Source organism: Enterobacter sp. JMULE2, from assembly GCF_013337145.1.
Lineage (GTDB): Bacteria > Pseudomonadota > Gammaproteobacteria > Enterobacterales > Enterobacteriaceae > Enterobacter > Enterobacter mori.
Genome location: NZ_SGWD01000015.1, coordinates 23023 through 48062 on the forward strand (window position 1 = coordinate 23023; position 25040 = coordinate 48062).

A 25040-nucleotide genomic window follows, 5' to 3' on the forward strand; every position below is an offset into this window, starting at 1 on the left:
GGGGGGTAGCCGGTAACGGCTATTCCTACCGCAACCGTTTACAAAATGTATTAGACAAAATAACAGCTAAAATAAATGCAGTAGTACCAGCAACTGAGCAGGTAAGAGCTAGAGTTGACTTCGATTGGTCAAAAATAATAAGCACATCATTTGAGTCAATCTCTGATAAAGGGGCAATTCCTCTTAGCAATCGAGGTGATGGTTTTAGACGTATCACTATGATGGCTTATTTTGAAAGCCTTGCTGAAGAAGTTGAACATCAAAATATAATATTCGGCTTTGAGGAACCAGAAACTTTCCTTCATCCATCAGCACAAGAAAATCTTTTTGATAAACTCTTTGATATTACCAAAAGTGGATATCAGGTTATCATTACAACACATTCGCCAGTCATAGTAGCTAAATCATGTAAAAGACATTTACATCACGTGATAAAAGAAAATGGTGACTATCGTTATCATGCTGAAGTAGATAACGTTTTGGAGATAGCTAATGATCTAGGTATAAAACCCGATAGCACTTTCTTCCCAGCTATAGAGAAATCTAAATTATTACTTTTACTCGAAGGTATAGATGATTGTACAGCATTTAAATACATTAGTAAAAAGTACCATGAAGAAACGATTATCCCGAATCATTTCGAAGAGCTTGGTATTTTAACTATTCCTATTGGTGGGTGTAGCAGTATCAAGCACTGGGTGACGCTTGATCTTATTAAAGAATTCAACAAGCCATTTTTTATTGTGTTAGATTCAGATAAAGAAAGTAAAGAGCATGAATCTCCAAATAAAAAAGAACTTGAGCAGATGGGCTTTATAGAAAATGTGGATTTTAATGTGTTACGAAGGAGAGAAATAGAAAACTATTTCACAGGAAAATCTTTAGAGAGGTTGGTTCCTGGTTCATCCCTAATTTTAGATGAGTGGTGTGATGTAAAAGCAATATGCAAAAATCACGCCTTGACAATAAGATTAGGAGGAAAAAGGGTTACTCATAAACATTTTTGTTCGCTAACATTTGATGAATTAAGGGAAAGCTTCTTTACCCAAGATGGCGATGAGTTTTTGGCCATATATGATAGGCTGTGCGCCAAATTAGCAAGTTAACTTGTAAGTGCCCCCAACATTCACAATCAATGGTGATGGGGGCATTTTAGGGGGCATATTATTGTCTTCTTTTTTTTTTCTATTATTAAACAATTGGTTGCGTTCATGTTTTGCTCCTGTTATCTTCGTTAAAGAAGCTTTTTGCACATCAGCCATTACATCCCTCTGCCAGCTGCGACAAACCATCACACATCTCCTGCAACTCATTAAACATCCTTGCCACATGGAAACCATCGCACACGGAATGATGGACCTGTACCGCCATAGGCAACAATACTTTCCCATCCTGCTCGTAGTATTTTCCAAACGTGAACATAGGGGAAAAGAAATTCTTCATGTGCGCAATGTTCATCGTAAAGTTAGTAAACGTTACCCAGGGAATAGACGATACGAAAAAGACATTTTCCCGCGACTCTTCTTTCGGCCAGTAAGAAAGGTTATTGCCATAGCGTGCAACGTCTTCTGCATAGATGCTCTGGAAGTGATGCATATTGCCGTCGTAGTGGCTCCACAGTGACGAAAAAGTCTCCGTTTCGGGATGGAAAATGGTATAGCTTGGATGGATTTCATTCCATATAACCAGCTCATTGTCCTTCATGGCCATACGGAATTCCGGATGCCGGTTCATAATTTTAGAAAGGAGGAAAATAATCGTCGGGTAAAACTTCCAGCCGACCTCTTTGATATGTTTTCGCAGCACGGTGATGTCGATCAGAACCGTTTGGTTAATTGTACACTCTGCAAATGACTGGAATACCTCAAAATGTTCTTTCCTTGGCCAACGAGATAAATCAACAGGCGTATATTCCGGCATTGTCTTTTTCATTTTTAAACCTTTGATTATCAAAATGGTGTTAGAACAAAACAGTCCTGACACCCATTCAACTACACCTGATTACCTTGTTTACCTCAGGCTGAGGTTTTCCGAACAGGTATCCCTGCACCAGATCGCAGCCAAGCACCTGAAGACGTTCAAGCTGCTCTTCGGTTTCAACGCCTTCAGCAATGACCCGCATATTGAGGCTCTTGGCCATGCCGGTAATCAATTTAACGATATTCAGTGCTTCATTCTGCGTGGATATAGAATTCACAAAGGATTTGTCTATTTTGATTTTGTCAAAATTCAGTTCACTCAGTCTTGAGAGTGAAGAATATCCCGTCCCGAAATCATCGATAGAAATTTTTACGCCCAACGATCTCAGCTTTTTAAGAATACTGATCGGCATGTTGCTGTCACTGAAGAGTGAAGACTCGGTAACCTCTAGCTCAAGGCGGTTAGCCGGTAGTCCTGTCTCTTTTAGAATGGACTGCACCATCGTCGTAAACGATTTGCTGCCCAGTTGAATCGGTGAGACATTCACAGAAATTCTTGCCGGAACGGCCCAGGAAACCGCTTCACGGCAGGCAATCTCAAGCACAATTTTGCCAATTTCATTGATCTTGCCGGTTTTTTCGGCGACAGAGATGAAGCTATCCGGCGACAGAATTCCCCTCACAGGGTGTTTCCAACGAATAAGCGCTTCATAGCCGTAAATTTCATTACTGAAAGAATCGACAATAGGCTGGTAATAAACAACGAATTCATTGTTATCGAGCGCCAGCGCCATATCATGCTCAAGGGTTCTGCTTTCCTGTAATTTTTGCAGCATCCACTGTCGGAAGACTTTTATCTGCTGTGAACCCTCTTTTTTGGCCTCGTAGAGTGCCAGATCGGCAAATTTATAAAGATAATCAGAGCGCCGTTCATTATCAGATAAAACGATACCCACACAGGTGGCAATTTTTATCAGTTGGTTATTAATGGTATAGGGCTGGCTAATATGATTACTGATTTCTTTTGCGCGCGAAACGGCTGCCGTTTCGGTGAGGCCACTCGACAGAAGGGCAAACTCGTCTCCGCCCAAACGGTAAAACGTATCAGTGGCGCTGCTCATTGAGGTGAGTCGTCGGGATACCTGATTCAACAGTAAATCACCGGCGTCATGGCCATAGGTATCGTTGACCTCTTTGAACCTGTCTAAATCAAATAACATCACCGTTACAGGGATGTGGTTTTTGTCTGCCTGAAGATTAATTTTGCTGAGATCGTCCCAGAAGAAAAGGCGGTTTTTCATGCCGGTCAGGGAGTCATGATAAACATCATACTCCAGCTTCGCGTTCTGAATTTGCAGCTTTTCTTTTGATATCTGAAGTTCGTCAGCAAGGCTTTTAACCTGCATGTGTGCTTTGAGAATGTTTTTATTCTGGTAGATCATTAAGAACCCCAGAATAAAGCTTAATATCACCAGAAGTAACGAAAGTGCGGAATAGATATAATAGAGTATTTGTATTTTTCTATTGGATTCATTAATCGTATTAATATCTTTTGTTAACGCACTTGAAGAGAGTTGGCTTAGTGGCGCATCGAGCAGATGCATATCAGCCAAATATTTTTTTAACTCTGCATGGCTCATTTTTTCCAGATGACTATCCAGATAAGAAAGTATTTCTTCCAGGCGTGCAGCGAGCGCCTGATGCGTTTTATCGCTTTCGATATAGCGACCTAAATCTCCCTCCTTCATTAACTCACCCTGGCTGAGCATAATTTCGAGGCGCATGCGGGCCTGGTCTATCGTAACCTCATCGGTATCGGTTGCGTACAGACCAAGCCATGATTCAAATCGGTAATACTCTGATACCAGTTGAGCCACGGACCAGGACTCAGTGTAGTGAGTCAGTTTTTGCAACTCTTGCTGACGATCGTAAACAAGAAATGCAATATATCCTGTCGTGATAAAAAGAGAAAAAATGATACCAACCAGTATCCTGTTCATTATGTTCTCCTGAACTGCTATTCAATCTTCATTTTGCTAACCTGCCATGCCGAGCGCGAGTAATAAATCTGATTATTCAATTCAGGAAGACTGTCATAAGGGTAAACAATGAATGATGGGCCTTTATCGCGAATGCGCATATATTCGCCATTGATCTTTAAGGCAAGTATGGCGTTGTATTTTTTAAAGTCGCTGAGAGGGATCTCGGTAGCGTAATCATTGAGCGCAATAACATTAACGACAGAACCCTTCGCGCCAACATAATCCATGAGTTTGCCCATTGGGACACCCTCAAATTTTGTACGGTCAGTGTACCAGGGAGATGTCGTCTCAAAACTCACCATACCCAGTTTTTCAAGGCTTGCGAGATCAAACACTGCTTTTCCCTCTTCATTGGTATTTTCTATATTACCGTAAATCGTCAAAATGGGTTTTCCAACGGGTTTTGGCAGTTCGCCAGCCCAGGCTAAACTCTGTACCAGACAGCATACCAGCATTAGGGTTAATCGCATTATGGCCTCCACTTTTGAACAGAAGTATATGAATTATAATTTAGTTATCACAGTAGTTTATGTATTTTATTGAGTCGCTATTACTTCTGTACTTATGTGAAGATAAAGTGTATCCAAATCAATGGGTTGTGTGATTTTAGGAGGGGGCGTTTGAATCACATACAACGCCTCTTTTTTTTGAGGCACGCTAAACTGACTTGAATAAACTCTCTTGCGTTTAAAAAACGATCGCTTTAATTGGGTGTTATTTTCTCACCGCAAAGATTGTATCTGTCATGGACAGGTAAAAAAACGCCACCCAATGGGCGGCGTCGTCATATTTAGCGATTGTCCAGCGTAGTGCACCGTTACTTTTTCGTGCCCGGTGAAGCATCGAGTGGCAAACGCCATAGCTCGTAGCGTTCATGACCGGGTTTGACCACTCCAGCAAAGTGGTCATTAAGGCTACTTGAGGTAAAGATCAAGTCACCGTCCGGACGAATAGCCGGCGTGTCTGGCCAGCGTACGGATTCATTTTCAGCAATAAGCGACATTGTACGGGTCTTCGGATCATACCTGACAATGCCGTTGTGGGTGACATCCGTAATATAGAGGTTGCCCTTTGCATCGGTCACCAGACCGTCCGTGTTGCCTCCCACCGTGCCCAGATTCTGGATTTGCCCGGTAATCTGCGCATCGGTTAAGCCAGACTGCTTCAGAACGGCAGTCGGTACCGCGTACGCATGTGTTCCCGTCGTCACCGTCCAGTACAATGTCTCAGCATCGGGAGAAAGCGCAATGCCATTGATGCCAATCAGCAGCGGTTTACCCGGCCACACTTCCGCACCGTGGGAAACGACTTTTACGCCGGGTTCAATCTGTAGGGCAGGGTGGCGATCCAGTACGCGTCGGGCTGCGCCGGCGGTGAAATCCACAACGATCAGACCGACACGGTTTTCAGGCGCACTTCGCGATCCGCTGTCGGAAATGTATGCGATACGACGATCTTCATCGACAACGACATCATTGAGGAAGCTCGCCTTACGGTCAGCCACGCCGTCCAGTGGGATCCGTTTAACCGTGCGGCCCGAGTCGAGATCCAGCACGACCAGTTTCTGCGAGCCTGCGGGGGATTCCGCTTCTCCCGCGACGAACCCCATATCCAGCGCCCATAACCAGCCGTTCTTACGATCAACATAAAAGCCGAGCACGTTGCGCAGGTTCCGATCGGGAGCAGAATCTACCTCATTACCCTGGCGTGACGGAAATGCCGTCAGGCGCGCCGGGCCCGACTGAGTGCGGGTATCCAGAATACTTAACGTGGCGGGGGCACTGGCCGAAACCAGTCGCGGCGTGCTGACAAAGGCTCGGCCCTTTGCATCAAAATGAATACCGGCGATGGGGGCATTAACCGACCCGGAAAAAAGCGCTGGCTGCCCGTTCTCTGGTGTATTCCAGCTTACGCCTGAATAGCTGCGCCAGCGTTCAAGAGGCACTTGATTCGCCGCGCTGGCGCAGCTTGCGAAAGAAAACAATACCGCCATCGCAATGGCGGAGAAAGTACGGGTACTGTGGGACATAAATGCTCCGGTGAAGAGAGTAAGAAGCGGCTTCTTAATTCGGTATCAAAGAATGGAGCGGAACGTGCCGCCCTCGACGCGTACCGCAGCTCCGTTAGAGGCTGCGCAGAGTGGGCTTGCCAGCAGCGCGACCATAGCGGCTATTTCGTCAGCCTCGATCATTCGTGCGATCAGCGTGCTGGCGATAGCCAGCCCAATTCCTGCGGTCGCTCCAGTGACAAGTGCGGTCTTACCAGCGAGTTGAAGATCCATAATTTTTGCCTTTTGGTGATAAGTGCGGTCACTTTACTCATCGCCCAATCGGAGATAAATTAGCGAAATTGAAAAACATTTGTTCGTGAAAGAGCAAAATGAGCAGAAAATTCGATTATCTCGGCGATGTTGAAGTCTTCATTACTGTCGTTGAACATGGCTCATTTACCGCGGCTGCGGTTGCCCTTTCAACCACCCCCTCAGTCTTAAGCCGCGCGGTGTCCCGCCTTGAAGTACGTCTTGGACGACAGCTACTACAGCGCACCACTCGTCGCGTGGGGCTCACGGAAGCCGGACGAATTTATCTGGAACAGGCGCGAGCGGCGTTTTCCCTGCTTGATGACGCCGAACGGGATGGTCGTGGTCAGGGGGGCGATCTGACGGGCCGCGTGAGGATCAGCGTTCCGACCACCTACGGGCACTATTGTCTGCCGCCCCTGCTGGCTCGCTTTTCTCAACAGTATCCGCACGTTCAGGTAGAACTGAATATCACCAATCGCAACGTCGATCTGATCGCGGAGGGATTCGATCTCGCTGTTCGTCTGGGTCAGATGCCTGATAGTGGCTTAGTGGCGCGCAAGCTGGAAGATGCGGCATTGCTTCTGGTGGCATCCCCTGCTTACCTTCATCGAACGGGCGTCCCGCAGACGCTGGATGAGCTGCAACAGTACCGCTGTCTGCCTTTTATCATGCCGCGAACGGGGCGGATTGCACCCTGGGTGTTCCGTGATGATGGACGCGACGTTGACTGGCTGCCCCGTTCAACCTTCGAAATATCGGATGACGTGCTGGGCGTGGTTTCACTGGCGGAACAGGGGATGGGGATCTGCCAGAGCTATGAATTTATCGTCCGCGACAGGATAGCGCGCGGCCAGCTCGTCGAAGTGCTGCCCCATTTACGCGGGCGCTCGCGGCCTTTCTCCGTGATCTTCGCGCCGCACCGTCGTCAGTCGGCAGCCACTCGCGCGTTGATCGCTCTTCTGACCGCTGACGCATGACAAGGAACTGTTCACCATGAAAAAAGATAGCTATGCCTTTCTGATCCCACTCATCGTTGGCGGGTTGGCGTTGATATTCGGTTTTGTTGTCTGGTCAATCAAGATTTATCGCGTGACCTTTCTCACCGTCCTGGGAGAACAGGTTCTTGCGGTTGGCGCATTGCTGCTGCCGCTGGTGGTGATGGCGATGTTCATCGTGAAGAGAGCGTTCAAAGGCAAAACCGTTGTTGACGTTGTCAAAATTTACCTCGGCCTCATCATCTTCAGCCTGCCGGTGGTCATTTTCGTCATCGTTACCGCGGCCTGGCTACTGGGCGGAGAATACTCTACCTGGAGTCAACCTTACCGGTATGAATCCGGCAGCCGAAAAAGCTGTTCGGGGGCGAAAGTCTATGAGCCGGAACTCAAGAGAGAGATCCGCATCTGTTACCCGCAGGGGAATTATTTTATCGACAGCACCCTGTACGTGGAAAAGCGGAGTAATTCGCTGGGCATGGTGGTGCTTTGGGCAATCACACGGCCCTGAACCCGGGGCCGACTCATCCCCCTTAGCTCGCCTCCAGCATCCCAAAGCTCACAATCCGCGAGCGGCCCAGCTCTTTCGCCCGGTACAGGGCCACATCCGCGGCGCGCAGCAGGCTGTCACTCTGGGCATGTTGCGGGTAGCTGGCAATGCCAATCGACACATCCACCGGACCAATCTCGGTCAGCCCATAGCGAAGCGACAGCTCATGCACGCCGTTGTAAATTTTCTGCGCACAGGCATGCGCTTCTTCTTCATCGGCACCGGAAAGCAGAACCAGGAACTCTTCGCCACCGTAGCGGAAGGCCATACCCGTATTATGCGTGGCGCGCTGAACAACCGACGCCACGCTTTTAATGACCTGGTCACCCGCTTCATGACCAAAGCGGTCATTAATGCTCTTGAAGTGATCGATGTCGATCATCAGACAGCTTACCGGTTGCTCGCTTCGCATGGCCTGCGCCATTTGCGTCCGCAACGTATCTTCCAGGTGATGACGGTTACGTAAACCCGTGAGCGGGTCGAAGAGCGCTTTTTCCAGTAGAGCATCGCGTAGCCGCTGGTTGGCCAGTGCCAGCCCCAGCGCTTCAGTCATAAGTTCAAGATAAGCGCGGGAGGGGGCGGTTTCAGGGGTGATGTTCTGGAAAGAGAGCAGGCCGATGGCTTCGCCCTGCGCAATGAGCGGAACGCACAGGGACCTGTGTGCTTGCGATTCTGGCAGGTGATAACAACCAATGTCAGGCTCACCGTTCACCGGGGGATGGCTCTGCCCGCGCCGGACAGCCCAGCATTCATCCGGATGGAATGCGGGTGTGTCACCCTCCGGGGACAACCATTCTGCTGCGCAGCGCATCTGCCAGGGTTCGCGATCAAAAATATATAACCGCCCGGAAACGCCCGGCGCAATATTGGGCGCAAATAGCTCTGCCACATTAATAACGTCGGCGAGGTTTTCACAGCCCTGCAACCGCTGGGTCATACGAGCCAGCAGCTCGCGGATCGCCCAGTCGGCATCGCGCTCTTTTTCCAGCTGCTGTCGCACCAGCCCGTTCTCGCGGAAAATGCGGATGGCCTGGGCCATATCGCCTATTTCATCAATCTGGGTAAAGTTTGGCGTTTCAACGGCATAGTCCTGCGAAGCCAGCCGGTGTACGACGTCGCTCAGCCGAACCACCGGGTGAAGCACACGACGCTTGAGAATAAAGCCCATCACGAACAGGAAGAGCAGGGCCGTGAGGCCGACCATCACTTCCGACACCGTGCGCAGTGCTTTCGATGTTTTGGTGGCCGCCTGTACGTCGGCAATGATGCGCTTATCCAGGATCTGGCGGAAATGATCAATCTGGCTCTGCGCGCGCTCCATCTCTTGTTCGTAGACAGGGCCATAAAGCAGGGCTACGGCCTGCTGTTGCTCGCCACGGGCTATGCTGTCGAGTGCGGTTTGCTGCTCGTCCTGCAGTTCCTCAATGATTTTTAAACCATCCTGAAGCAGCATGAGTTCTTCGCCGGAGGCGCCGTTATCTTTTAACTGCACCAGATGATGCTCTATGCTTTTTAATTCGCTCTCTTTCTGCCGATATTCTTCCCGAATAGAGGGCTCTTTTTTGATGACGAACAGGCGCGCTAAATCAGAGAGCATCCAGGTATTTGTCTCGATCTCTTCCGTAAGCCGATCAAACACCTGCCGTTGCTTAACGGCCTGACGTTCAACGCTATCGGCGTTGGATGCCAGGAGCATAACGATGCCAGAGGCAAGGGTCAGGCACACCGTGGCACCATAGGCCCAGTTTGTAATCGTGGCGATTCGCACCTGTGGGATCCTTCTACGACAAGAGTGGGGAGGCGTTTTTCAAATTATAGAAAATGTTTGATTTAGCGTGAAAAGAAAGGCGGCACAGAGCCGCCTGAAATGAAGAGAAACATCATAGATCTGGCCGGTTTTTTCCTTCTTCGATGAAGTCTGCGTCCAGCTCTTCGGCGTTACCTTCGTGATCGCGCCCTGAGAACAGGTTCCAGCAGGCGATAAACAGCGCGGCAATCAGCGGCCCGATGACAAAGCCGTTAATGCCGTACAGCTCCATGCCGCCGAGGGTAGAGATCAGAATCAGGTAGTCCGGCATTTTGGTGTCTTTGCCTACCAGCAGCGGGCGCAGAATATTGTCCACCAGCCCGACGATAATCACGAAGAAGCCGACAATAAACAGCCCTTGCCACAGCTGGAGGGTGGCGAACAGGAAGATGGCCGCAGGCACCCAGACAATCGCCGAGCCGACGGCAGGCACCAGCGAGAGGAAGGCCATCAGCGCGCCCCAAAGTATGCTGCCATCAATGCCTGCAATGGCAAACGCAATCCCGCCGAGCGTGCCCTGCACCACGGCGACCACCGCCGTGCCTTTTACCGTCGCCCGAGAGACGCCGACGAATTTGGCGAACAGGTGCTGTTTAGCGAAATCAGACAGCGGCAGGGAATCAAGGATCTGGCGCACCAGATAGGGGCCGTCCTTGAGCAGGAAGAACAGCAGATAGAGCATGATGCCGAAGCTGATGGCAAAACCGAACGTCCCCTTACCGATCAGGAACGCGCTGCCTGCCAGATACTGACCACCCTGCAACGCCACGTCAGAGAGTTTTTTCTGGATTTGCGCGGCGTTAGTCAGGTTGTGGTCCGCCAGAAAACCGCTGGCCCAGTCCGGCAGGCGGTTAAAGATGCTCGCGATCACTTCCGGGAATTGTGTGTTGTTCGCTTGCAGTTTGGTGTACACCACGTTCAGCTCAATGGCGAGCGAGGAGAGGATCACCATCAGCGGGATAAAGACGATCAGGCAGATAATGCACAGCGTCAGGAACGAGGCCAGCCCGTTGCGATCGCCAAGCGCAGCGCGCAGTTTGTTTTTCACCGGGTTAAAGATGATGGTCAGGATGGCGGCCCACAAAATCGCGGAGAAGTAGGGCGACAGCACGTCGAAGAAGGCCCAGGTCACAAGGGCGAGGATGAAAATAAAGAAACCTTTGGTCAGTCCGTTAAAGCGCATAGTCAGTCCTGGTTACTAAGAAACTGTGTCGACTATAGAACTGATTGTAGGATTTACCAACCCTTGCGCCGGGGGGGCGGCGTCTTATGCGGCATATGGGCGGTGTTGCGGTATGAATCCGTTATTCACGGATACCACTTTCGACTGACCGAAGATCGCCTCTTTCCGCACCATGCTGTAAGCATCTGCTTGCGGAGGTGCTTATGGCCTGGCGTCCGATTCTCTATGTAATCCTCACAACCCATCCCCGACTCAGCGCGCGGCGTGCCCGTCTGCGTCTGGTCATCTAGCTTTTTATTAACAATCGCGGTATAACACACCTTCTTTGGATGTTTAGATGTCCATACGTTTAGAAGGTAATATGCAAACACAACAAGAAAATGGGCAGCTTAAACGCACCATGAAAACACGCCACCTCATTATGCTTTCGCTGGGTGGCGTGATTGGCACAGGGTTATTTTTCAATACGGGCTATATCATTTCGACGACCGGGGCGGCGGGCACGCTGCTGGCGTACCTGATTGGCGCGCTGGTGGTCTGGCTGGTGATGCAGTGTCTGGGCGAGCTTTCCGTAGCGATGCCGGAAACCGGCGCGTTCCACGTCTACGCCGCCCGCTATCTGGGCCCGGCGACGGGCTACACCGTGGCGTGGCTCTACTGGCTCACCTGGACGGTGGCGCTTGGGTCGAGCTTTACCGCCGCCGGGTTCTGTATGCAGTACTGGTTCCCGCAGATACCCGTCTGGGCCTGGTGCGTGGTCTTCTGCGCGGTGATTTTTGGCCTCAACGTCATCTCGACGCGCTTCTTTGCTGAAGGTGAGTTCTGGTTCTCGCTGGTGAAAGTCGTCACCATCATTGCCTTTATTATTCTCGGCGGGGCGGCGATCTTTGGTTTTATCCCGATGCAGGACGGTGCACCCGCGCCGGGCTTAAGCAACATCACCGCCGAAGGCTGGTTCCCGCACGGCGGCCTGCCGATCCTGATGACCATGGTGGCGGTGAACTTTGCCTTCTCCGGTACCGAGCTTATCGGCATCGCGGCGGGTGAAACCGAAAACCCGCACAAGGTCATTCCGGTAGCGATCCGCACCACCATTGCACGCCTGATTATCTTCTTTATCGGCACCGTGTTTGTACTGGCGGCGCTGATCCCGATGCAGCAGGCCGGGGTAGAAAAAAGCCCGTTCGTGCTGGTGTTCGAAAAGGTCGGTATTCCTTATGCGGCTGATATCTTTAACTTTGTGATCCTGACGGCGATCCTCTCGGCGGCGAACTCCGGTCTGTACGCGTCTGGACGCATGCTGTGGTCGCTCTCGAATGAGAAAACGCTGCCGCGCTGCTTTGCCCGCGTCAACAAAAACGGCGTGCCGCTGACGGCCCTGTCGGTTTCCATGCTCGGCGGCGTGCTGGCGCTGTTCTCAAGCGTGATTGCGCCGGACACGGTGTTTGTGGCGCTGTCTGCAATTTCCGGATTTGCGGTGGTGGCGGTGTGGATCAGCATCTGCGCGTCGCACTTCGTTTTCCGTCGCCGCCATTTGCAGTCCGGCCAGTCGCTCTCTGCGCTGCAGTACCGTGCGCCGTGGTATCCACTGGTGCCGGTGCTGGGCTTTGTCCTCTGCGTGGTGGCCTGTGTCGGCCTGTGGTTTGATCCGAGCCAGCGCATTGCGCTTTACTGCGGGCTGCCGTTTGTCGCCCTGTGTTATGGTGCGTACTACCTGACCCGAAATCTGACATCGCAGGAGCCTGAACATGTCGCAGAATAATCCGCTTACCGCCCTCCTTGAAAAGCAGCCCTTCGTGGTGCTGGATGGCGCGATGGCAACGGAGCTGGAAGCGCGCGGCTGTAACCTGGCAGACAGCCTCTGGTCTGCCAAAGTGCTGGTTGAAAACCCGGAACTCATCCGTGAAGTGCATCTTGATTACTACCGCGCGGGTGCGCAGGTGGCGATCACCGCCAGCTATCAGGCCACGCCTGCGGGCTTTTCCGCGCGCGGTCTGGACGAGGCGCAGTCTCGCGCGCTGATCGGTAAAAGCGTGGAGCTGGCGCGTAAGGCGCGCGAAGCGTATCTTGCTGAAAATCCGCATGCGGGCACGCTGCTGGTGGCGGGATCTGTCGGGCCATACGGAGCCTATCTGGCGGATGGCTCAGAGTATCGCGGCGACTACGTGCGCAGTGCGCAAGAATTCACCACCTTCCATCGTCCTCGCGTGGAAGCGCTGCTGGATGCGGGCGCTGACCTGCTGGCCTGCGAAACCCTACCGTCCTTTGAGGAGATTAAGGCGCTGGCGGCGTTGCTGTCTGAATATCCCCGCGCCCGGGCGTGGTTCTCCTTCACCTTACGCGACAGCGAGCACCTGAGCGACGGTACGCCGCTGCGTGAGGTGGTCGACGCGCTGGCACACTCTCCGCACATTGTTGCGCTGGGCATTAACTGCATCGCCCTGGAAAACACCACCGCGGCGCTGAAGCATCTGCAAAGCCTGACGGCGCTGCCGCTGGTGGTCTACCCGAACTCGGGCGAGCACTATGACGCTGTAACCAAAACCTGGCACCACCACGGTGAAGCGTGCGAGACGCTGGCTGGGTATTTGCCGCAGTGGCTGGAAGCGGGAGCGAAGTTAATCGGCGGATGCTGTCGCACCACGCCGAAAGACATTGCTGAGCTGAATGCGCAGCGCTGAGTCTTTTGCCGGGTGGCGGCTGCGCCTCACCCGGCACACATCATGCCGCCTCCGCCAGTACAAACATCCCGTACGGGTGGATCTCAAGATAGTACGCATCGCCCACGTCTGGCTGCAGGCGCGTGGCGTTCACCTGCAGTAAAATCTCCTGTCCGTGCCAGTCGACAATCACCTCATACTGCGGACCCATATAGGCGACGTGGCGGATAGTGCAGCGCTGGCTCGCCTCGCCGTGCTGGCTGAGCGTAATCGCCTCCGGACGCACGCCGACGGTGCCTTCGCCCTGCGTAGCAAAGTGCAGCGGACGCGGCAGACGGTAGCCGTGGATTTCCACGACATCCTCGCTGAAGCGGGCCGGGAAGAGGTTGGCATCACCCATAAAACTCGCCATAAAGCGAGACGCCGGCTGCCGATACAAATCCTGAGGCGAGCCAATCTGCATAATGTTGCCCTTGTTCATCACCAGCACGGTGTCGGAGACCGCAAACGCCTCGCTTTGATCGTGCGTCACATACAGCGAGGTGATGTTGAACTGCTTTTGCAGCTCGCGGATTTTGTCCCGCATGCTGCGCCTGAGGTTCGCATCGAGGTTGCTCAGCGGTTCATCGAACAGCAACACTTTGGGTTTGAGGATCAGAGCGCGGGCCAGTGCCACGCGCTGCTGCTGGCCGCCGGAAATCTGATCCACGTAGCGATCTTCAAACCCCTCCAGGTCAACCATCGCCAGGGCTTCTTTGACCCGCGTTTTTATCTCTGCGCGCGAAACGCCCAGCATCTTCAGACCGTAGCCCACGTTCTCGCCCAGCGACATATGCGGGAAGAGCGCGTAGGACTGGAACACCATACAGATATCGCGCTGCTGAATGGAGCGGTGGGTCACATCCTCGCCATCGATGTAAATCTGCCCTTCGGTCGGTTTTTCCAGCCCGGCGACCAGGCGCAGCACGGTGGTTTTACCGCAGCCGGACGGGCCGAGCAGCGTTACCATTTGTCCCTGCGGGATCGCCAGGTTGATGTTTTCAATTACCGTATTTGCGCCAAAGCGTTTGGTCACGTTGCGCAGTTCAACAAAATGTTTCTCAGTCATAGTGTTACGCCTGGTTTTTGGCTTTTGAACGGGCGATACGCGCCTCGCCGATCAGCCAGTCAAAGAGGAAAATGATCGCCAGCATGACCACAATCAGGATCGAGCCGTAGGCAATCGCCACACCGTATTCGCCGTCTTCCACGCGGTTCAGAATGTAGGCCGTTGCCACGCGGGTGTCCGGCGTGACGAGGAACACAATGGCGCTGACGGTAGTGATGGCGCGCACAAAGCTGTAAATCAGCGCTGATAAAATGGCCGGACGCAGCAGCGGCAGCAGGATGTGGGTGATGGTGCGCAGGCTTCCGGCACGCAGGCTCAGCGAGGCCTCGTCCAGTGACTTGTCGATCTGCCCTAATCCCGCGATCCCGGCGCGAATCCCCACCGGCACGTTACGCATTACCATGGAGATAATCACGATGGCGGCGGTGCCCGTGAGGTACACCGGCGCGCTGTTAAAGGCCAGAATGTACGACACGCCCGCCACGGTACCCGGTACGGCAAAGCACAGCATGGTGGTGAACTCGATGGTCTTTTTACCCCGGAACTGCTGGCGCACCACAACCCAGGCAATCAGCAGTCCGAAGGCGGCGGTGATCGGCGCGGCAATCCCGGCGTAGAGCAGGGTATCGAGCAGCGAAGGCCACGCGCCGTCGCTCATCCCCTGGCCGAACAGCTTGATAAAGTTATCCAGCGTCAGGGTGTAATCCACGCCCCAGTTGACGGTAAAGCTGCCATAGAAAATGCTGCCGTAGAGCAGGGCGTTAAAGGCGATCCACACCGCCAGCAGGGCGATCACGCTCCACACCAGCGTCACCGGCAGCGGCTGCACGTCGCCGCGGTACGATTTACCGGACACGGTGACGTAGGAGCGCTTGCCGATCCACATGTACTGGATGCAGAACACCAGCAGCGAGAACAGCAGCAGGAAGGCCCCAAGGGTACTCGCTGCCTGATAATCCAGCTGTGAGCCGGTAATGTAGAAGTAGATCTGCGTGGCCAGCACGTCGAAGTTCCCGCCCAGCACCAGCGGGTTACTGAAGTCGGCCAGCGACTGCACAATCACGATTAAGAACGCATTCGCCAGCGCCGGTTTCAGCAGCGGCACGAAGACGCCGTTAAAGGTCTGCCAGCGGCTGGCGCGCAGGGTGTACGAAGCCTCTTCCAGCGACGGGTGGATGGTTTTGATCGCGCCGTCGAGGATCATAAAGGCCATCGGCGTGAAGGCCAGCACCTGCGCCAGCCAGATGCCGGTGAAGCCGTACAGCCAGTTGGTATTGGTTAACCCAAACCAGTCCACCATCAGCTCCGTCATATAGCCAGAACGCCCCATCATCAGCGTAACGCCCAACCCCACCACAAACGGCGGGGTCACGATGGGGAGAATCGAGAAGATACGGCCAATGATGGCGCTGCGTTTGGCGATGCGCGTGGTGTAGATCGCCAGCACCAGGCCAAAGAAGGTGCAGCCGACCCCGACGGCTATCGACAGCAGAATCGAGTTGATGATGACCTGGATAATGTGCGCCTGCGACAGCACGTTCATAAAGGCCAGCGGGGCGAATTCACCTGCGTCGTTGGTGAACATCGGAATGAAAATGGCGATGCTCGGCCAGACGATAAAAATGCCGATCAGCGCCACGATGGTAATCAGCGAGCCGATGACAAAGCGATCGCCGCCCAGCCACTCCAGGCGGGTAAGGGCCAGCGTCATGATGGCGCCCAGGGCGACAAACAGCACGATGGTGGCATAGCCTAAACCGCGTCCTTCCACGGTGGCGCTGATGACCACGAACGCCATACACAGCAGCGCCCAGCCCGCGTCGAGGTAGTGGCGGCTGCGCTGCTCGCGCTTCGCCTCGTTAAACGGGCGCACCAGCAGCAGGGTGGGGAGCAGATACCACAGCCAGCTGATGTTGAAGTGCGACCAGCTGTAGGCATCGAGGATCTCGTCCCCGGTGGATTCCAGCAGGCCATAATCCAGGCTCCAGCTCGGCAGCAGGACAAAAGCCAGCCAGCCAACGAAAACCCAAAGGAAGACCGCATCCCGTTTTTTCACGGGATGAAGAGCGAGTGTCTGTGACATAGCAATTCCGGGTGTTAAGGAAATTGTAGGCCGGGTAAGCGTAGCGCCACCCGGCAATTACCGCGGTAGTGAGCTTATTTACCCATCTTCACGTCGCTGACCCATTTATTGATCAGCGCTTTACGCACGTCCGTGGAGCCGTACTTGTCCATGTCATAGCTGATGAGCTTCAGGTCATCGAGCTTGAGCGAGTTCGGCGAAGTTTCCGCCGTGGTGTTGGTCAGGATTTGGTAGGACTTGCCCTTCTTCCACGCCAGCTCCTGCGCTTCTTTGGAGAGCACCCAGTCCACGAACAGCTTCGCGTTCTCTTCGTTGCGCGCGCCCTTCAGAATGCTCACTCCGCCAATTTCATACCCGGTGCCTTCGCACGGAGAGATCAGCTCCAGCGGCGCACCCTGCTCTTTTTCCAGCGAGTAGTCGTGCAGGAAACCGATGCCGATGGCGGTTTCACCGCGCGCGGCGTTACGTGCCGGGGCAATGCCGGATTTGGTGTACTGAGACACGTTGCCGTTCAGCTGTTTCAGGTAGTCGAAGGCCTGGTCTTCCCCCCACAGCTGGACGAAGGTTGCCAGCGCGGTATAGGCGGTGCCGGAGCTTTGCGGATCGGCGATCTGGATCTCGCCCTTGTATTCCGGTTTGGTCAGATCCTTCCAGCATTTGGGGACCGGCAGGTTTTTCTCTTTCAGGCGCTGGGTGTTGACGCCAAAACCTAAGATCCCGACGTAAACCGCTGAGGAGAGGTTGCCCTTCACCTTGGCCGGATCGCGGAATTTCTCCATGATCTGTTCCAGGTTTTTCGATTTATAGGGCTGGAGTAACCCCATCTCACCGGCCTGGGACTGCGGATCGAGCGTGCCGCCGTACCAGACATCGGCCTGCGGGTTTTTCTTCTCGGCATCCACCTTCGCCAGCGTGCTGCCGGAGCCGTTGCGGATAAACGAGGTTTTAACATCGTACTTTTCACCGAATGCTTTGGTTTCGACTTCGCACATTTCGTTGGTGGCGCTGCAGTACACCACCAGACGGCCTTTGGCCTGTGCGGCACCGGTTAAGGTAGCCAGCGCGATCCCGGAAGCAATGAGGGTAGAGAGAAGCGTTGTTTTCATTATTCAGCCCTTTTTATGACGTTATGTGACTGCGAGAAGCGGTGATGCCCGCCATCAGCAGAGGCATCAGTAATAAACCCATCAGGACGGCGGCAATCGAGAGCAAGCTGAACATCCCCGACCAGCCGTAGCGTTCAATCACCTGCGACAGCGGCCATCCGGCCAGCGAGGCGCCCAGATAGGCAAATACGCCGAGAAAGCCGGTAATCGAGCCTGCCGCCTGTTTATGTCCACACTCAACGGCGGCAAGGCCAATGAGCATCTGCGGACCGAAGACGAAAAATCCGACCGTAAAAAAGCACATCGCCAGCAGGGCGTAATGATGCACTGGTGCCAGCCACAGCGCGGCGACAGACACCATCAGTCCCAGCGTGAACAGCAAAATCATCGGTGCACGCTGGCCGCTGAACAGCAGGTCTGATCCCCATCCGGCAAACAATGCGCCCAGTAAGCCGCCCACTTCGAACAGCATCACCGTGGCGTTGGCGCTGAGCAGGTTCACGCCGTGGCTTTCTGCCAGCCAGATGTTGCCCCAGTCGTTCAGGGCGATGCGGATGAGATACACCAGCACATATGACGCCCCGAGCAGCCAGATCATCGGGTTTTGCAGCATGGTGGTTCGCAACATCTGCCATAGCCCCATTGGCGGGCTTTGCTGCTGCTGGCGCAGCTCCAGCGGATCGCTCCGCCACTCCCCGACCGTGGGCAGACCCTCTTCCTGCGGTGTGCCCCGCAGCTGTGTGGTCAGCCACAGGCCGAGTACGATGCTGATAATCCCCGGTGTCAGCATCGCCGCCTGCCAGCCCCATCGGTGGGCGGCAACGGCGCAAATCAACGGAATAATCGCGCCACCGATATTGATGGAGGTATTCCAGCAGCCCCACCAGAAGCCGCGCTCGTTACGCGAATACCAGTGGGTCAGCAGCCTGGCGCAGGGCGGCCAGCCCCAGCCCTGAAAGAAGCCGTTCAGCGTCCAGATAAACAGCAGCAGCGGGAACGCATCGCTAAAGCTGAACAGCACGTTCAGCACGCCCGTTGCCAGCAGCCCGATGCCCATAAAGGCGCGCTGTCCGTGGCTGTCGTGCCAGAGCCCGGCGGCAAATTTGGACAGCCCGTAGCTGAGATAAAACAGCGAGCCGATAAGCCCGATATCGCCCTTGCTGAGCCCCAAATCCAGCTGCAGCGCGGGTAAAACAGTGTTCAGACTTTTGCGCGTCAGGTAAAACGCGGCGTAGCCAATCACCATACAAAGGAGCAGCCTGGGGCGCAGCGCCCGGTAACGTTGTGAAACCTCTTCAGCAGACAGTGCGTGCATGGCGTTCTCCGTTTGAGATGACTCTAGGGAAGTGCGGCATAAATGGGATGAGACAAAGTCTGGAGTGACTAAGACTTTTTCCTGGTCAGAGCGGCGTTTGTTGCAAATTTGTGGGCAGGTTAACAATTACGCGCGTCCCGAGACGGGATTCCAGCGTCAGTTCGCCGCCGAGCGCCGAGACGCGTTCGCGCATGCCCTGAATGCCGAAGCCGGGCTGCTGCTGCGGGCTGATGCCGCTGCCGTTATCGTGCACCTCGAGGTAGAGCCGCGCGTGACGCTGGCAGAGCAGAATCGTGACTTCGCTGGCGTTGGCGTGTTTGCAGACGTTGTTGAGCAGCTCCTGGAGCAGGCGATACAGGGTAAAGACCAGCGTTTCGCTCTCCGGCGGCGTGGGAAGCCGGTAGTCAAAACGGCAGCGGATCCCGCGTTCAGCAAAGGCGAACTCGTTGACCAGGTGGTGCAGAGCCTCCTGGAGCGACAGCTCGTCCAGCACGGGTGGGCGGAGCTGGCGCAGCAGCTGGCGCGTGGAGTGGTGAATACGCCGCGCGAGATCGTTTATCTGTCCGGCGGCCTCAATGGCGAGCGGCGTATCGCTCGCCCGCTTCACCAGCTGAGACTGGATCTGGATAGCGGTGATGTTCTGGCCGATTTCGTCGTGAAGCTCGCGCGCCAGCTGCTTGCGGGTGTCCTCTTCGGAATGGATCAGTTTTTCCGCCAGCGCCCGTCTGGCCTGAAGTTCATTCTCAAGCCGATGGCGATAGCGTTCGAGGTTCATTGCCAGATGCTGCTGGCGGCTGATGGCGATCCCCAGGCCAATCCCCAGCAGCGACTGGGTAGAGAGAAAAATTTCCAGTTCGAGAAGGTCGCTAAACCCGACGCCCACCTGGCGGGCAATGGTGATCATCATGCTGCCGAGCAGCCCCGAAAGGACACCGCCCTGCCAGCCGAATTTCCACGCCATCACCACGTTGGGCAGGAACACGACAATCAGCAGCAGCCGCTCCAGCGCCGGGGAGAGCACCATCTGCGTGCCGATGCCGATAATGAAAAACAGGCTGCACCAGATAATCAGCGAGGTGCGCAGCGGCGGATTGCTGGTGTCCAGCCCCAGCAGATGGTATCGATGCTGCTGGCGTAAAAATTCGAAGACCAGATAGACGAACGGCGTAAGCAGCACGCCACCAGTAAAGGAGCCAAGCAAAAGCAGCGTGGCCGGGCTGTCCAGAAAGGGCGACAGGAGCAAGGTTTGCAGCAGGGCATTCACCGTCACCGCCGCAATCAGCGTCGACAGCCGCTGCCAGTAGAGCGGGAAGCGGTGCCAGTACCGCTGTGCCAGCCAGGCGCTGACGATGCCGATAAGCGGTACGGCCAGCATCAGATACCGCGTGAGGAGCTGCTCACCGTGCAGCCACAGAATGGCGGCAAGGGGGGGAAGAACTAATGCGGGCCAGTAGCGGCGGGAAAGTAAAATCATCAGCGCCAGCCACACCCCCTGCGGCAGAAACAGCACCGCCTGCTGGCCGTTGTGGGTAAGGTAGAAGCTCAGCGTCCACAGCATCAGCCAGCCGGTGCCCCAGGCCAGCATAATGAACAGAGAAAGGATCAGATGCCGGACTGCGCGCCGCATCAGTGGCCCGTCAGCAACTGGTTATCCAGCGCGAAATGCACCAGATCGATAGTGCTGTTGCACTGGAGCTTGCCCAGCACGTTGGCACGGTGGACGTGTACCGTCTTGTGGCTCAGCGAAAGCGTATAGGCAATTTCCTTCACGCTTTCGCCTTTCACCAGCAGCTCAAACACTTCGCGCTCGCGCGGAGTGAGCGCCTCAAGCGCTTTTGGCATCGGCTCGCCGCCGCGCAGCGCTTTTATCGCATCGGCGCACAGGTAATGCCCGCCCATGCCGACGGCGCGCACGGCCTGCACCAGCTCCTCCGGGCCGCAGCGCTTGGTCAGATAGCCGCTTGCACCCGCGTCGAGGGCACTTTGCACAAAGGCCGGTGTGTCGTAGATGCTCAGGATGATGGCGCGAAACGTCGGCCGCTGCTGGCGCAGGCGCTTGAGCAGGCTAAGACCGTTTTCGTCCGGCATCGCGACGTCCATCACCGCCACGTCGATATCGTTGCGCGACAGGGCGGGCCACGCCTCCGCCGCGCTGCTAAACTGGCCCTCAACGATCACATCCTCTTCCAGATTTAACAGCTGGGCGAAACCGGAACGCACCACCACGTGATCGTCCACCAGCACCACTTTAATCATCTCGACACCTTTTGCTCATTCGTTGACCTATGATGCCCGTTGCCGGCGGGCTGGCAATCCTGCGGCTGCGGTTATGTAACCGATGTAACAAAATTGCAATAAAGCCACAGCCCACTTTTTAACTATCCTTTGCCGGTTTTTTTCTAAAAACGATTCGGAATGAGCGATGCCTTTTTATTCCTTTATCAAAATTCCCGCGCCGGAAATACTGCCCTCATAACAACAAGGGGAGCAGGCAATATGGCAATTTCATCGCGAATCACATTACTCGGCGCACTGGCGCTGTGGGCTTTTCAGGCGCAGGCGGTAGACGTCACCGTTGCGTATCAAACCTCTGCGGAACCGGCGAAAGTCGCGCAGGCGGACAACACCTTTGCCAAAGAGAGCGGCGCGAAAGTCGACTGGCGCAAGTTCGACAGCGGGGCATCCGTCGTGCGTGCGTTAGCCTCCGGCGACGTGCAGATCGGCAATATTGGATCCAGCCCGCTGGCGGTGGCGGCCAGCCAGCAGGTGCCGATTGAGGTGTTCCTGCTCGCCTCACAGCTCGGTAACTCTGAAGCGCTGGTGGTGAAGAAAAACATCACCAAACCGGAAGATCTGATCGGCAAACGCATCGCCGTGCCGTTCATTTCAACTACGCACTACAGCCTGCTGGCGGCGCTGAAACACTGGGGCATCAAGCCGGGTCAGGTACAAATTATCAATCTGCAGCCGCCGGCGATTATCGCCGCCTGGCAGCGCGGCGACATTGACGGTGCCTACGTCTGGGCACCGGCGGTGAACGAGCTGGAAAAAGACGGCACCGTGCTGACCGACTCTGAAAAAGTGGGCCAGTGGGGCGCGCCAACCCTCGACGTGTGGGTCGTGCGCAAAGACTTCGCCGAGAAACATCCTGAGGTGGTGAAAGCCTTTGCGAAAAGCGCGATTGACGCCCAGCAGCCGTACATCAGTAACCCGGATGAATGGCTGAAGCAGCCCGCCAACCTGGAAAAACTCTCCCGCCTGAGCGGCGTGCCGGAGGCGGACGTGCCGGGACTGGTGAAAGGCAATACCTATCTGACGCCTGCCCAGCAGGTGCAGCAGCTGACCGGGCCGGTGAACAAAGCGATTGTGGATACCGCCACCTTCCTGAAAGAGCAGGGCAAAGTGCCTGCGGTGGCAGCGGATTACAGCCAGTACGTGACCGATCGTTTTGTGAAATAAGGAGTCCGCCATGCTGAATATTACGAACCTGTACGCCGATTACGGTGGTAAACCCGCGCTGGAGGAGATCAACCTGACGCTGGACAGCGGTGAGCTGCTGGTGGTGTTGGGCCCGTCAGGGTGCGGAAAAACCACGCTGCTGAATCTGATCGCCGGGTTTGTCCCTTATCAGCATGGCACCATTCAACTGGAAGGCAAAAAGGTGGAAGGGCCGGGCGCCGAGCGCGGCGTGGTCTTCCAGAACGAAGGATTGCTTCCCTGGCGCAACGTGCAGGAAAACGTGGCGTTTGGGCTGCAGCTGGCGGGTGTTAATCGTGAACAGCGGCTGGAAACGGCACGGGCGATGCTGAAAAAAGTGGGGCTGGAAGGGGCGGAAAAACGCTTTATCTGGCAGCTTTCCGGCGGCCAGCGGCAGCGCGTAGGCATTGCCCGCGCGCTGGCCGCAAATCCGCAGCTGTTGCTGCTGGACGAGCCGTTCGGGGCGCTGGATGCCTTCACCCGCGAGCAGATGCAAACCCTGCTGCTGCGCCTGTGGCATGAGACGGGCAAGCAGGTGCTGTTGATTACCCACGATATCGAAGAGGCGGTGTTTATGGCGACTGAACTGGTGCTGCTCTCGCCGGGGCCGGGCCGCGTGCTGGAGCGTTTGCCGCTGGATTTCGCCCGCCGCTATGTCGCGGGAGAACCCGTGCGCAGCATCAAATCCGATCCGCTGTTTATCGAACAGCGTGAATACGTTTTAAGCCGCGTGTTTGAACAACGGGAGGCTTTCTCATGAGCATCGTCTTCAGTGAAAAAACGCGCCGCACGCGTCTGGCGCTGCGCTGGCCTTTCTCGCGCCAAATCACCTTGAGCGTCGGTACGCTGCTGGTGTTGCTGGCTGTGTGGTGGGCGGTTGCTGCCCAGCAGTGGGTCAGCCCGCTGTTTCTGCCGCCGCCGGGACAGGTGCTGGCCAAACTCATTACCATCGCCGGGCCGCAGGGCTTTATGGATGCCACGCTCTGGCAGCATCTTGGGGCAAGTCTGGCGCGTATTCTGGTGGCGCTGCTGGCGGCCGTCATCATCGGTATTCCTGTGGGCATTGCGATGGGGCTAAGTCCGACGGTGCGCGGCATACTCGACCCGCTCATTGAGCTTTACCGTCCGGTGCCGCCGCTGGCCTATCTGCCGCTGATGGTTATCTGGTTCGGCATCGGTGAAACGTCAAAAATCCTGCTGATTTATCTGGCAATTTTCGCCCCGGTCGCCATGTCGGCGCTGGCGGGCGTGAAGAGCGCCCAGCAGGTGCGGATCCGCGCGGCGCAGTCGCTGGGCGCCAGCCGCACGCAGGTGCTGCTGTTCGTGATTTTACCGGGCGCACTGCCGGAGATTTTAACCGGGCTGCGCATCGGCCTCGGCGTGGGCTGGTCCACGCTGGTGGCGGCTGAGCTGATTGCAGCCACGCGCGGCCTTGGGTTTATGGTGCAGTCGGCGGGAGAGTTCCTGGCGACTGACGTGGTACTGGCAGGGATCGCGGTGATCGCCGCGATCGCCTTTGGATTAGAACTGGGGCTGCGCGCGTTACAGCGCCGCCTGACGCCCTGGCATGGAGAAATACAATGAGTGAACGTCTGACCATTACCCCGCTGGGGCCGTACATTGGCGCGCAGGTGTCGGGCCTGGATGTGACCCGTCCGCTGAGCGATAACCAGTTTGAGCAGCTGTACCACGCGGTGCTGCGTCATCAGGTTGTATTCCTGCGCGAACAGGCGATCACCCCGCAGCAGCAGCGCGCGCTGGCCCTGCGCTTTGGCGATCTGCATATCCACCCTGTCTATCCGCATGCGGAAGGCGTGGAGGAGATTATCGTTCTGGACACCCACAACGATAACCCGCCGGATAACGACAACTGGCACACCGACGTGACCTTTATCGAGACGCCACCCGCCGGGGCGATTCTGGCGGCGAAGCTGCTGCCAGAAACCGGCGGCGATACGCTGTGGGCCAGCGGCATTGCGGCGTATGAGGCGCTCTCCGCGCCGTTCCGGACGCTGCTGAGCGGGCTGCGGGCGGAGCACGACTTCAAAAAATCGTTCCAGGAGTACAAGTACCGTAAAACGGAAGAGGAACATCAGCGCTGGCAGGAGGCGGTTGCGAAGCATCCTCCGCTGCTGCACCCGGTGGTGCGTACCCATCCGGTCACGGGCAAGCAGGCGCTGTTCGTGAACGAAGGGTTCACAACGCGTATCGTGGACGTATCCGAGAAAGAGAGTGAGGCGCTGCTGGGATTCCTGTTCGCACATATCACCAAGCCGGAGTTTCAGGTGCGCTGGCGCTGGCAGGAGAACGACCTGGCGATCTGGGATAACCGCGTAACGCAGCACTATGCCAATGCGGACTATCTTCCGCAGCGCAGGATTATGCAGCGGGCGACGATTTTGGGGGATAAGCCGTTTTACCGTGCGCCTTGATTGCCGGGTGGCGGCGTTGCCTTACCCGGCCTACGTTCCAATGTAGGCCCGGTAAGCGTAGCGC

The 25040-nt window shown here is 55.4% G+C and carries 22 protein-coding genes and 2 pseudogenes; 10 read left to right on the forward strand and 14 right to left on the reverse strand.

Going from position 1 to position 25040, the window contains the following annotated elements; all coding sequences use genetic code 11:
* Window positions 1-11: 11 nt before the first annotated feature.
* Window positions 12-389: pseudogene (locus EXW94_RS28580) on the forward strand (ATP-dependent endonuclease); the annotation flags it as partial.
* Window positions 390-428: 39 nt separating this feature from the next.
* Entirely contained in the window at window positions 429-1106 is a 678-nt protein-coding gene (locus EXW94_RS28585) for a TOPRIM nucleotidyl transferase/hydrolase domain-containing protein (RefSeq protein WP_375336650.1), read from the forward strand.
* On the opposite strand, the gene EXW94_RS18165 is transcribed toward EXW94_RS28585, so the two are convergent.
* The 6 genes and pseudogenes from EXW94_RS18165 to EXW94_RS18190 form a co-directional block, all read right to left on the reverse strand.
* On the reverse strand, window positions 1095-1262 hold the full coding sequence (locus tag EXW94_RS18165) for a hypothetical protein (protein WP_174340684.1): 168 nt from the start codon (window positions 1260-1262) through the stop codon (window positions 1095-1097). The genes EXW94_RS28585 and EXW94_RS18165 overlap by 12 nt on opposite strands.
* Window positions 1255-1932, reverse strand: coding sequence for a type A chloramphenicol O-acetyltransferase (gene catA, locus EXW94_RS18170; RefSeq protein WP_174340685.1), 678 nt, complete (start codon window positions 1930-1932; stop codon window positions 1255-1257). Before catA ends, EXW94_RS18165 begins: the two co-directional genes overlap by 8 nt.
* A gap of 55 nt (window positions 1933-1987) precedes the next feature.
* A complete protein-coding gene (locus EXW94_RS18175) occupies window positions 1988-3919 on the reverse strand; it encodes a bifunctional diguanylate cyclase/phosphodiesterase (RefSeq protein ID WP_174340686.1) in 1932 nt (643 codons plus the stop codon).
* Between the two features lie 17 nt (window positions 3920-3936).
* On the reverse strand, window positions 3937-4431 hold the full coding sequence (locus EXW94_RS18180) for a molybdopterin-dependent oxidoreductase (protein WP_174340687.1): 495 nt from the start codon (window positions 4429-4431) through the stop codon (window positions 3937-3939).
* A gap of 347 nt (window positions 4432-4778) precedes the next feature.
* Window positions 4779-5990, reverse strand: a complete 1212-nt coding sequence (locus EXW94_RS18185; protein ID WP_174340688.1) for an L-dopachrome tautomerase-related protein — start codon at window positions 5988-5990, stop codon at window positions 4779-4781.
* A 45-nt stretch (window positions 5991-6035) separates the two neighbouring features.
* Window positions 6036-6170: pseudogene (locus EXW94_RS18190) on the reverse strand (short-chain dehydrogenase); the annotation flags it as partial.
* Window positions 6171-6340: 170 nt separating this feature from the next.
* On the opposite strand from EXW94_RS18190, the gene EXW94_RS18195 reads away from it, so the two are divergent.
* Window positions 6341-7240 carry a LysR family transcriptional regulator gene (locus tag EXW94_RS18195; protein ID WP_174340690.1) on the forward strand — a complete coding sequence of 300 codons (900 nt, stop codon included), beginning with the start codon at window positions 6341-6343 and terminating at the stop codon, window positions 7238-7240.
* A gap of 16 nt (window positions 7241-7256) precedes the next feature.
* On the forward strand, window positions 7257-7766 hold the full coding sequence (locus tag EXW94_RS18200; protein WP_174340691.1) for a hypothetical protein: 510 nt from the start codon (window positions 7257-7259) through the stop codon (window positions 7764-7766).
* A 22-nt stretch (window positions 7767-7788) separates the two neighbouring features.
* On the opposite strand, the gene EXW94_RS18205 is transcribed toward EXW94_RS18200, so the two are convergent.
* The gene (locus tag EXW94_RS18205) at window positions 7789-9573 is read right to left on the reverse strand and encodes a diguanylate cyclase (protein ID WP_174340692.1); all 1785 of its coding nucleotides are present in this window, start codon (window positions 9571-9573) and stop codon (window positions 7789-7791) included.
* A 112-nt stretch (window positions 9574-9685) separates the two neighbouring features.
* Window positions 9686-10795 carry an AI-2E family transporter gene (locus EXW94_RS18210; protein WP_174340693.1) on the reverse strand — a complete coding sequence of 370 codons (1110 nt, stop codon included), beginning with the start codon at window positions 10793-10795 and terminating at the stop codon, window positions 9686-9688.
* 361 nt (window positions 10796-11156) lie between these two features.
* On the opposite strand from EXW94_RS18210, the gene mmuP reads away from it, so the two are divergent.
* Both mmuP and mmuM read left to right on the forward strand, forming a co-directional pair.
* Window positions 11157-12557, forward strand: coding sequence for an S-methylmethionine permease (gene mmuP, locus EXW94_RS18215; protein WP_174340694.1), 1401 nt, complete (start codon window positions 11157-11159; stop codon window positions 12555-12557).
* Entirely contained in the window at window positions 12544-13476 is a 933-nt protein-coding gene (gene mmuM, locus EXW94_RS18220; protein WP_174340695.1) for a homocysteine S-methyltransferase, read from the forward strand. The genes mmuP and mmuM overlap by 14 nt, the downstream gene beginning before the upstream one ends.
* A gap of 40 nt (window positions 13477-13516) precedes the next feature.
* On the opposite strand, the gene fbpC is transcribed toward mmuM, so the two are convergent.
* The 6 genes from fbpC to EXW94_RS18250 all read right to left on the reverse strand — a co-directional run bounded on the left by fbpC (window position 13517) and on the right by EXW94_RS18250 (window position 21323).
* A complete protein-coding gene (gene fbpC, locus EXW94_RS18225; protein WP_100167153.1) occupies window positions 13517-14563 on the reverse strand; it encodes a ferric ABC transporter ATP-binding protein in 1047 nt (348 codons plus the stop codon).
* Window positions 14564-14567: 4 nt separating this feature from the next.
* Complete coding sequence (locus EXW94_RS18230; RefSeq protein ID WP_174340696.1) at window positions 14568-16646, reverse strand: iron ABC transporter permease; 2079 nt, start codon at window positions 16644-16646, stop codon at window positions 14568-14570.
* Window positions 16647-16720: 74 nt separating this feature from the next.
* On the reverse strand, window positions 16721-17752 hold the full coding sequence (locus EXW94_RS18235; protein WP_033487712.1) for an ABC transporter substrate-binding protein: 1032 nt from the start codon (window positions 17750-17752) through the stop codon (window positions 16721-16723).
* Between the two features lie 13 nt (window positions 17753-17765).
* Entirely contained in the window at window positions 17766-19067 is a 1302-nt protein-coding gene (gene uhpC, locus EXW94_RS18240) for an MFS transporter family glucose-6-phosphate receptor UhpC (protein ID WP_033487711.1), read from the reverse strand.
* A gap of 85 nt (window positions 19068-19152) precedes the next feature.
* Complete coding sequence (locus tag EXW94_RS18245; protein ID WP_174340697.1) at window positions 19153-20694, reverse strand: MASE1 domain-containing protein; 1542 nt, start codon at window positions 20692-20694, stop codon at window positions 19153-19155.
* A complete protein-coding gene (locus EXW94_RS18250) occupies window positions 20694-21323 on the reverse strand; it encodes a response regulator transcription factor (RefSeq protein ID WP_126817364.1) in 630 nt (209 codons plus the stop codon). Before EXW94_RS18250 ends, EXW94_RS18245 begins: the two co-directional genes overlap by 1 nt.
* 240 nt (window positions 21324-21563) lie before the next feature.
* On the opposite strand from EXW94_RS18250, the gene tauA reads away from it, so the two are divergent.
* From tauA to tauD, 4 genes are read left to right on the forward strand one after another with little or no spacing between them, the layout of a single operon-like run.
* On the forward strand, window positions 21564-22526 hold the full coding sequence (gene tauA / locus EXW94_RS18255; protein WP_023293188.1) for a taurine ABC transporter substrate-binding protein: 963 nt from the start codon (window positions 21564-21566) through the stop codon (window positions 22524-22526).
* Between the two features lie 10 nt (window positions 22527-22536).
* Window positions 22537-23304: a taurine ABC transporter ATP-binding subunit gene (gene tauB, locus EXW94_RS18260; protein WP_148400278.1), complete on the forward strand. Its 768-nt coding sequence runs from the start codon at window positions 22537-22539 to the stop codon at window positions 23302-23304.
* Entirely contained in the window at window positions 23301-24128 is an 828-nt protein-coding gene (tauC, locus tag EXW94_RS18265; RefSeq protein ID WP_010427972.1) for a taurine ABC transporter permease TauC, read from the forward strand. Before tauB ends, tauC begins: the two co-directional genes overlap by 4 nt.
* Complete coding sequence (gene tauD, locus EXW94_RS18270) at window positions 24125-24976, forward strand: taurine dioxygenase (RefSeq protein WP_174340698.1); 852 nt, start codon at window positions 24125-24127, stop codon at window positions 24974-24976. Before tauC ends, tauD begins: the two co-directional genes overlap by 4 nt.
* Window positions 24977-25040: the final 64 nt, after the last annotated feature.

What these genes read in the sequence shown, in the direction of transcription:
- EXW94_RS18210 (WP_174340693.1), bottom strand. Translation starts at nt 10,795, where the DNA reads ATGCGCTTTAACGGACTGACCAAAGGTTTCTTTATTTTCATCCTCGCC.
- EXW94_RS18195 (WP_174340690.1), top strand. Translation starts at nt 6,341, where the DNA reads ATGAGCAGAAAATTCGATTATCTCGGCGATGTTGAAGTCTTCATTACT.
- uhpC (WP_033487711.1), bottom strand. Translation starts at nt 19,067, where the DNA reads ATGCACGCACTGTCTGCTGAAGAGGTTTCACAACGTTACCGGGCGCTG.
- EXW94_RS18235 (WP_033487712.1), bottom strand. Translation starts at nt 17,752, where the DNA reads ATGAAAACAACGCTTCTCTCTACCCTCATTGCTTCCGGGATCGCGCTG.
- EXW94_RS18165 (WP_174340684.1), bottom strand. Translation starts at nt 1,262, where the DNA reads ATGGCTGATGTGCAAAAAGCTTCTTTAACGAAGATAACAGGAGCAAAA.
- tauC (WP_010427972.1), top strand. Translation starts at nt 23,301, where the DNA reads ATGAGCATCGTCTTCAGTGAAAAAACGCGCCGCACGCGTCTGGCGCTG.
- mmuP (WP_174340694.1), top strand. Translation starts at nt 11,157, where the DNA reads ATGCAAACACAACAAGAAAATGGGCAGCTTAAACGCACCATGAAAACA.
- fbpC (WP_100167153.1), bottom strand. Translation starts at nt 14,563, where the DNA reads ATGACTGAGAAACATTTTGTTGAACTGCGCAACGTGACCAAACGCTTT.
- mmuM (WP_174340695.1), top strand. Translation starts at nt 12,544, where the DNA reads ATGTCGCAGAATAATCCGCTTACCGCCCTCCTTGAAAAGCAGCCCTTC.
- catA (WP_174340685.1), bottom strand. Translation starts at nt 1,932, where the DNA reads ATGAAAAAGACAATGCCGGAATATACGCCTGTTGATTTATCTCGTTGG.
- EXW94_RS18250 (WP_126817364.1), bottom strand. Translation starts at nt 21,323, where the DNA reads ATGATTAAAGTGGTGCTGGTGGACGATCACGTGGTGGTGCGTTCCGGT.
- EXW94_RS18180 (WP_174340687.1), bottom strand. Translation starts at nt 4,431, where the DNA reads ATGCGATTAACCCTAATGCTGGTATGCTGTCTGGTACAGAGTTTAGCC.
- EXW94_RS18230 (WP_174340696.1), bottom strand. Translation starts at nt 16,646, where the DNA reads ATGTCACAGACACTCGCTCTTCATCCCGTGAAAAAACGGGATGCGGTC.
- tauB (WP_148400278.1), top strand. Translation starts at nt 22,537, where the DNA reads ATGCTGAATATTACGAACCTGTACGCCGATTACGGTGGTAAACCCGCG.
- EXW94_RS18175 (WP_174340686.1), bottom strand. Translation starts at nt 3,919, where the DNA reads ATGAACAGGATACTGGTTGGTATCATTTTTTCTCTTTTTATCACGACA.
- tauD (WP_174340698.1), top strand. Translation starts at nt 24,125, where the DNA reads ATGAGTGAACGTCTGACCATTACCCCGCTGGGGCCGTACATTGGCGCG.
- EXW94_RS18200 (WP_174340691.1), top strand. Translation starts at nt 7,257, where the DNA reads ATGAAAAAAGATAGCTATGCCTTTCTGATCCCACTCATCGTTGGCGGG.
- EXW94_RS18245 (WP_174340697.1), bottom strand. Translation starts at nt 20,694, where the DNA reads ATGCGGCGCGCAGTCCGGCATCTGATCCTTTCTCTGTTCATTATGCTG.
- tauA (WP_023293188.1), top strand. Translation starts at nt 21,564, where the DNA reads ATGGCAATTTCATCGCGAATCACATTACTCGGCGCACTGGCGCTGTGG.
- EXW94_RS18185 (WP_174340688.1), bottom strand. Translation starts at nt 5,990, where the DNA reads ATGTCCCACAGTACCCGTACTTTCTCCGCCATTGCGATGGCGGTATTG.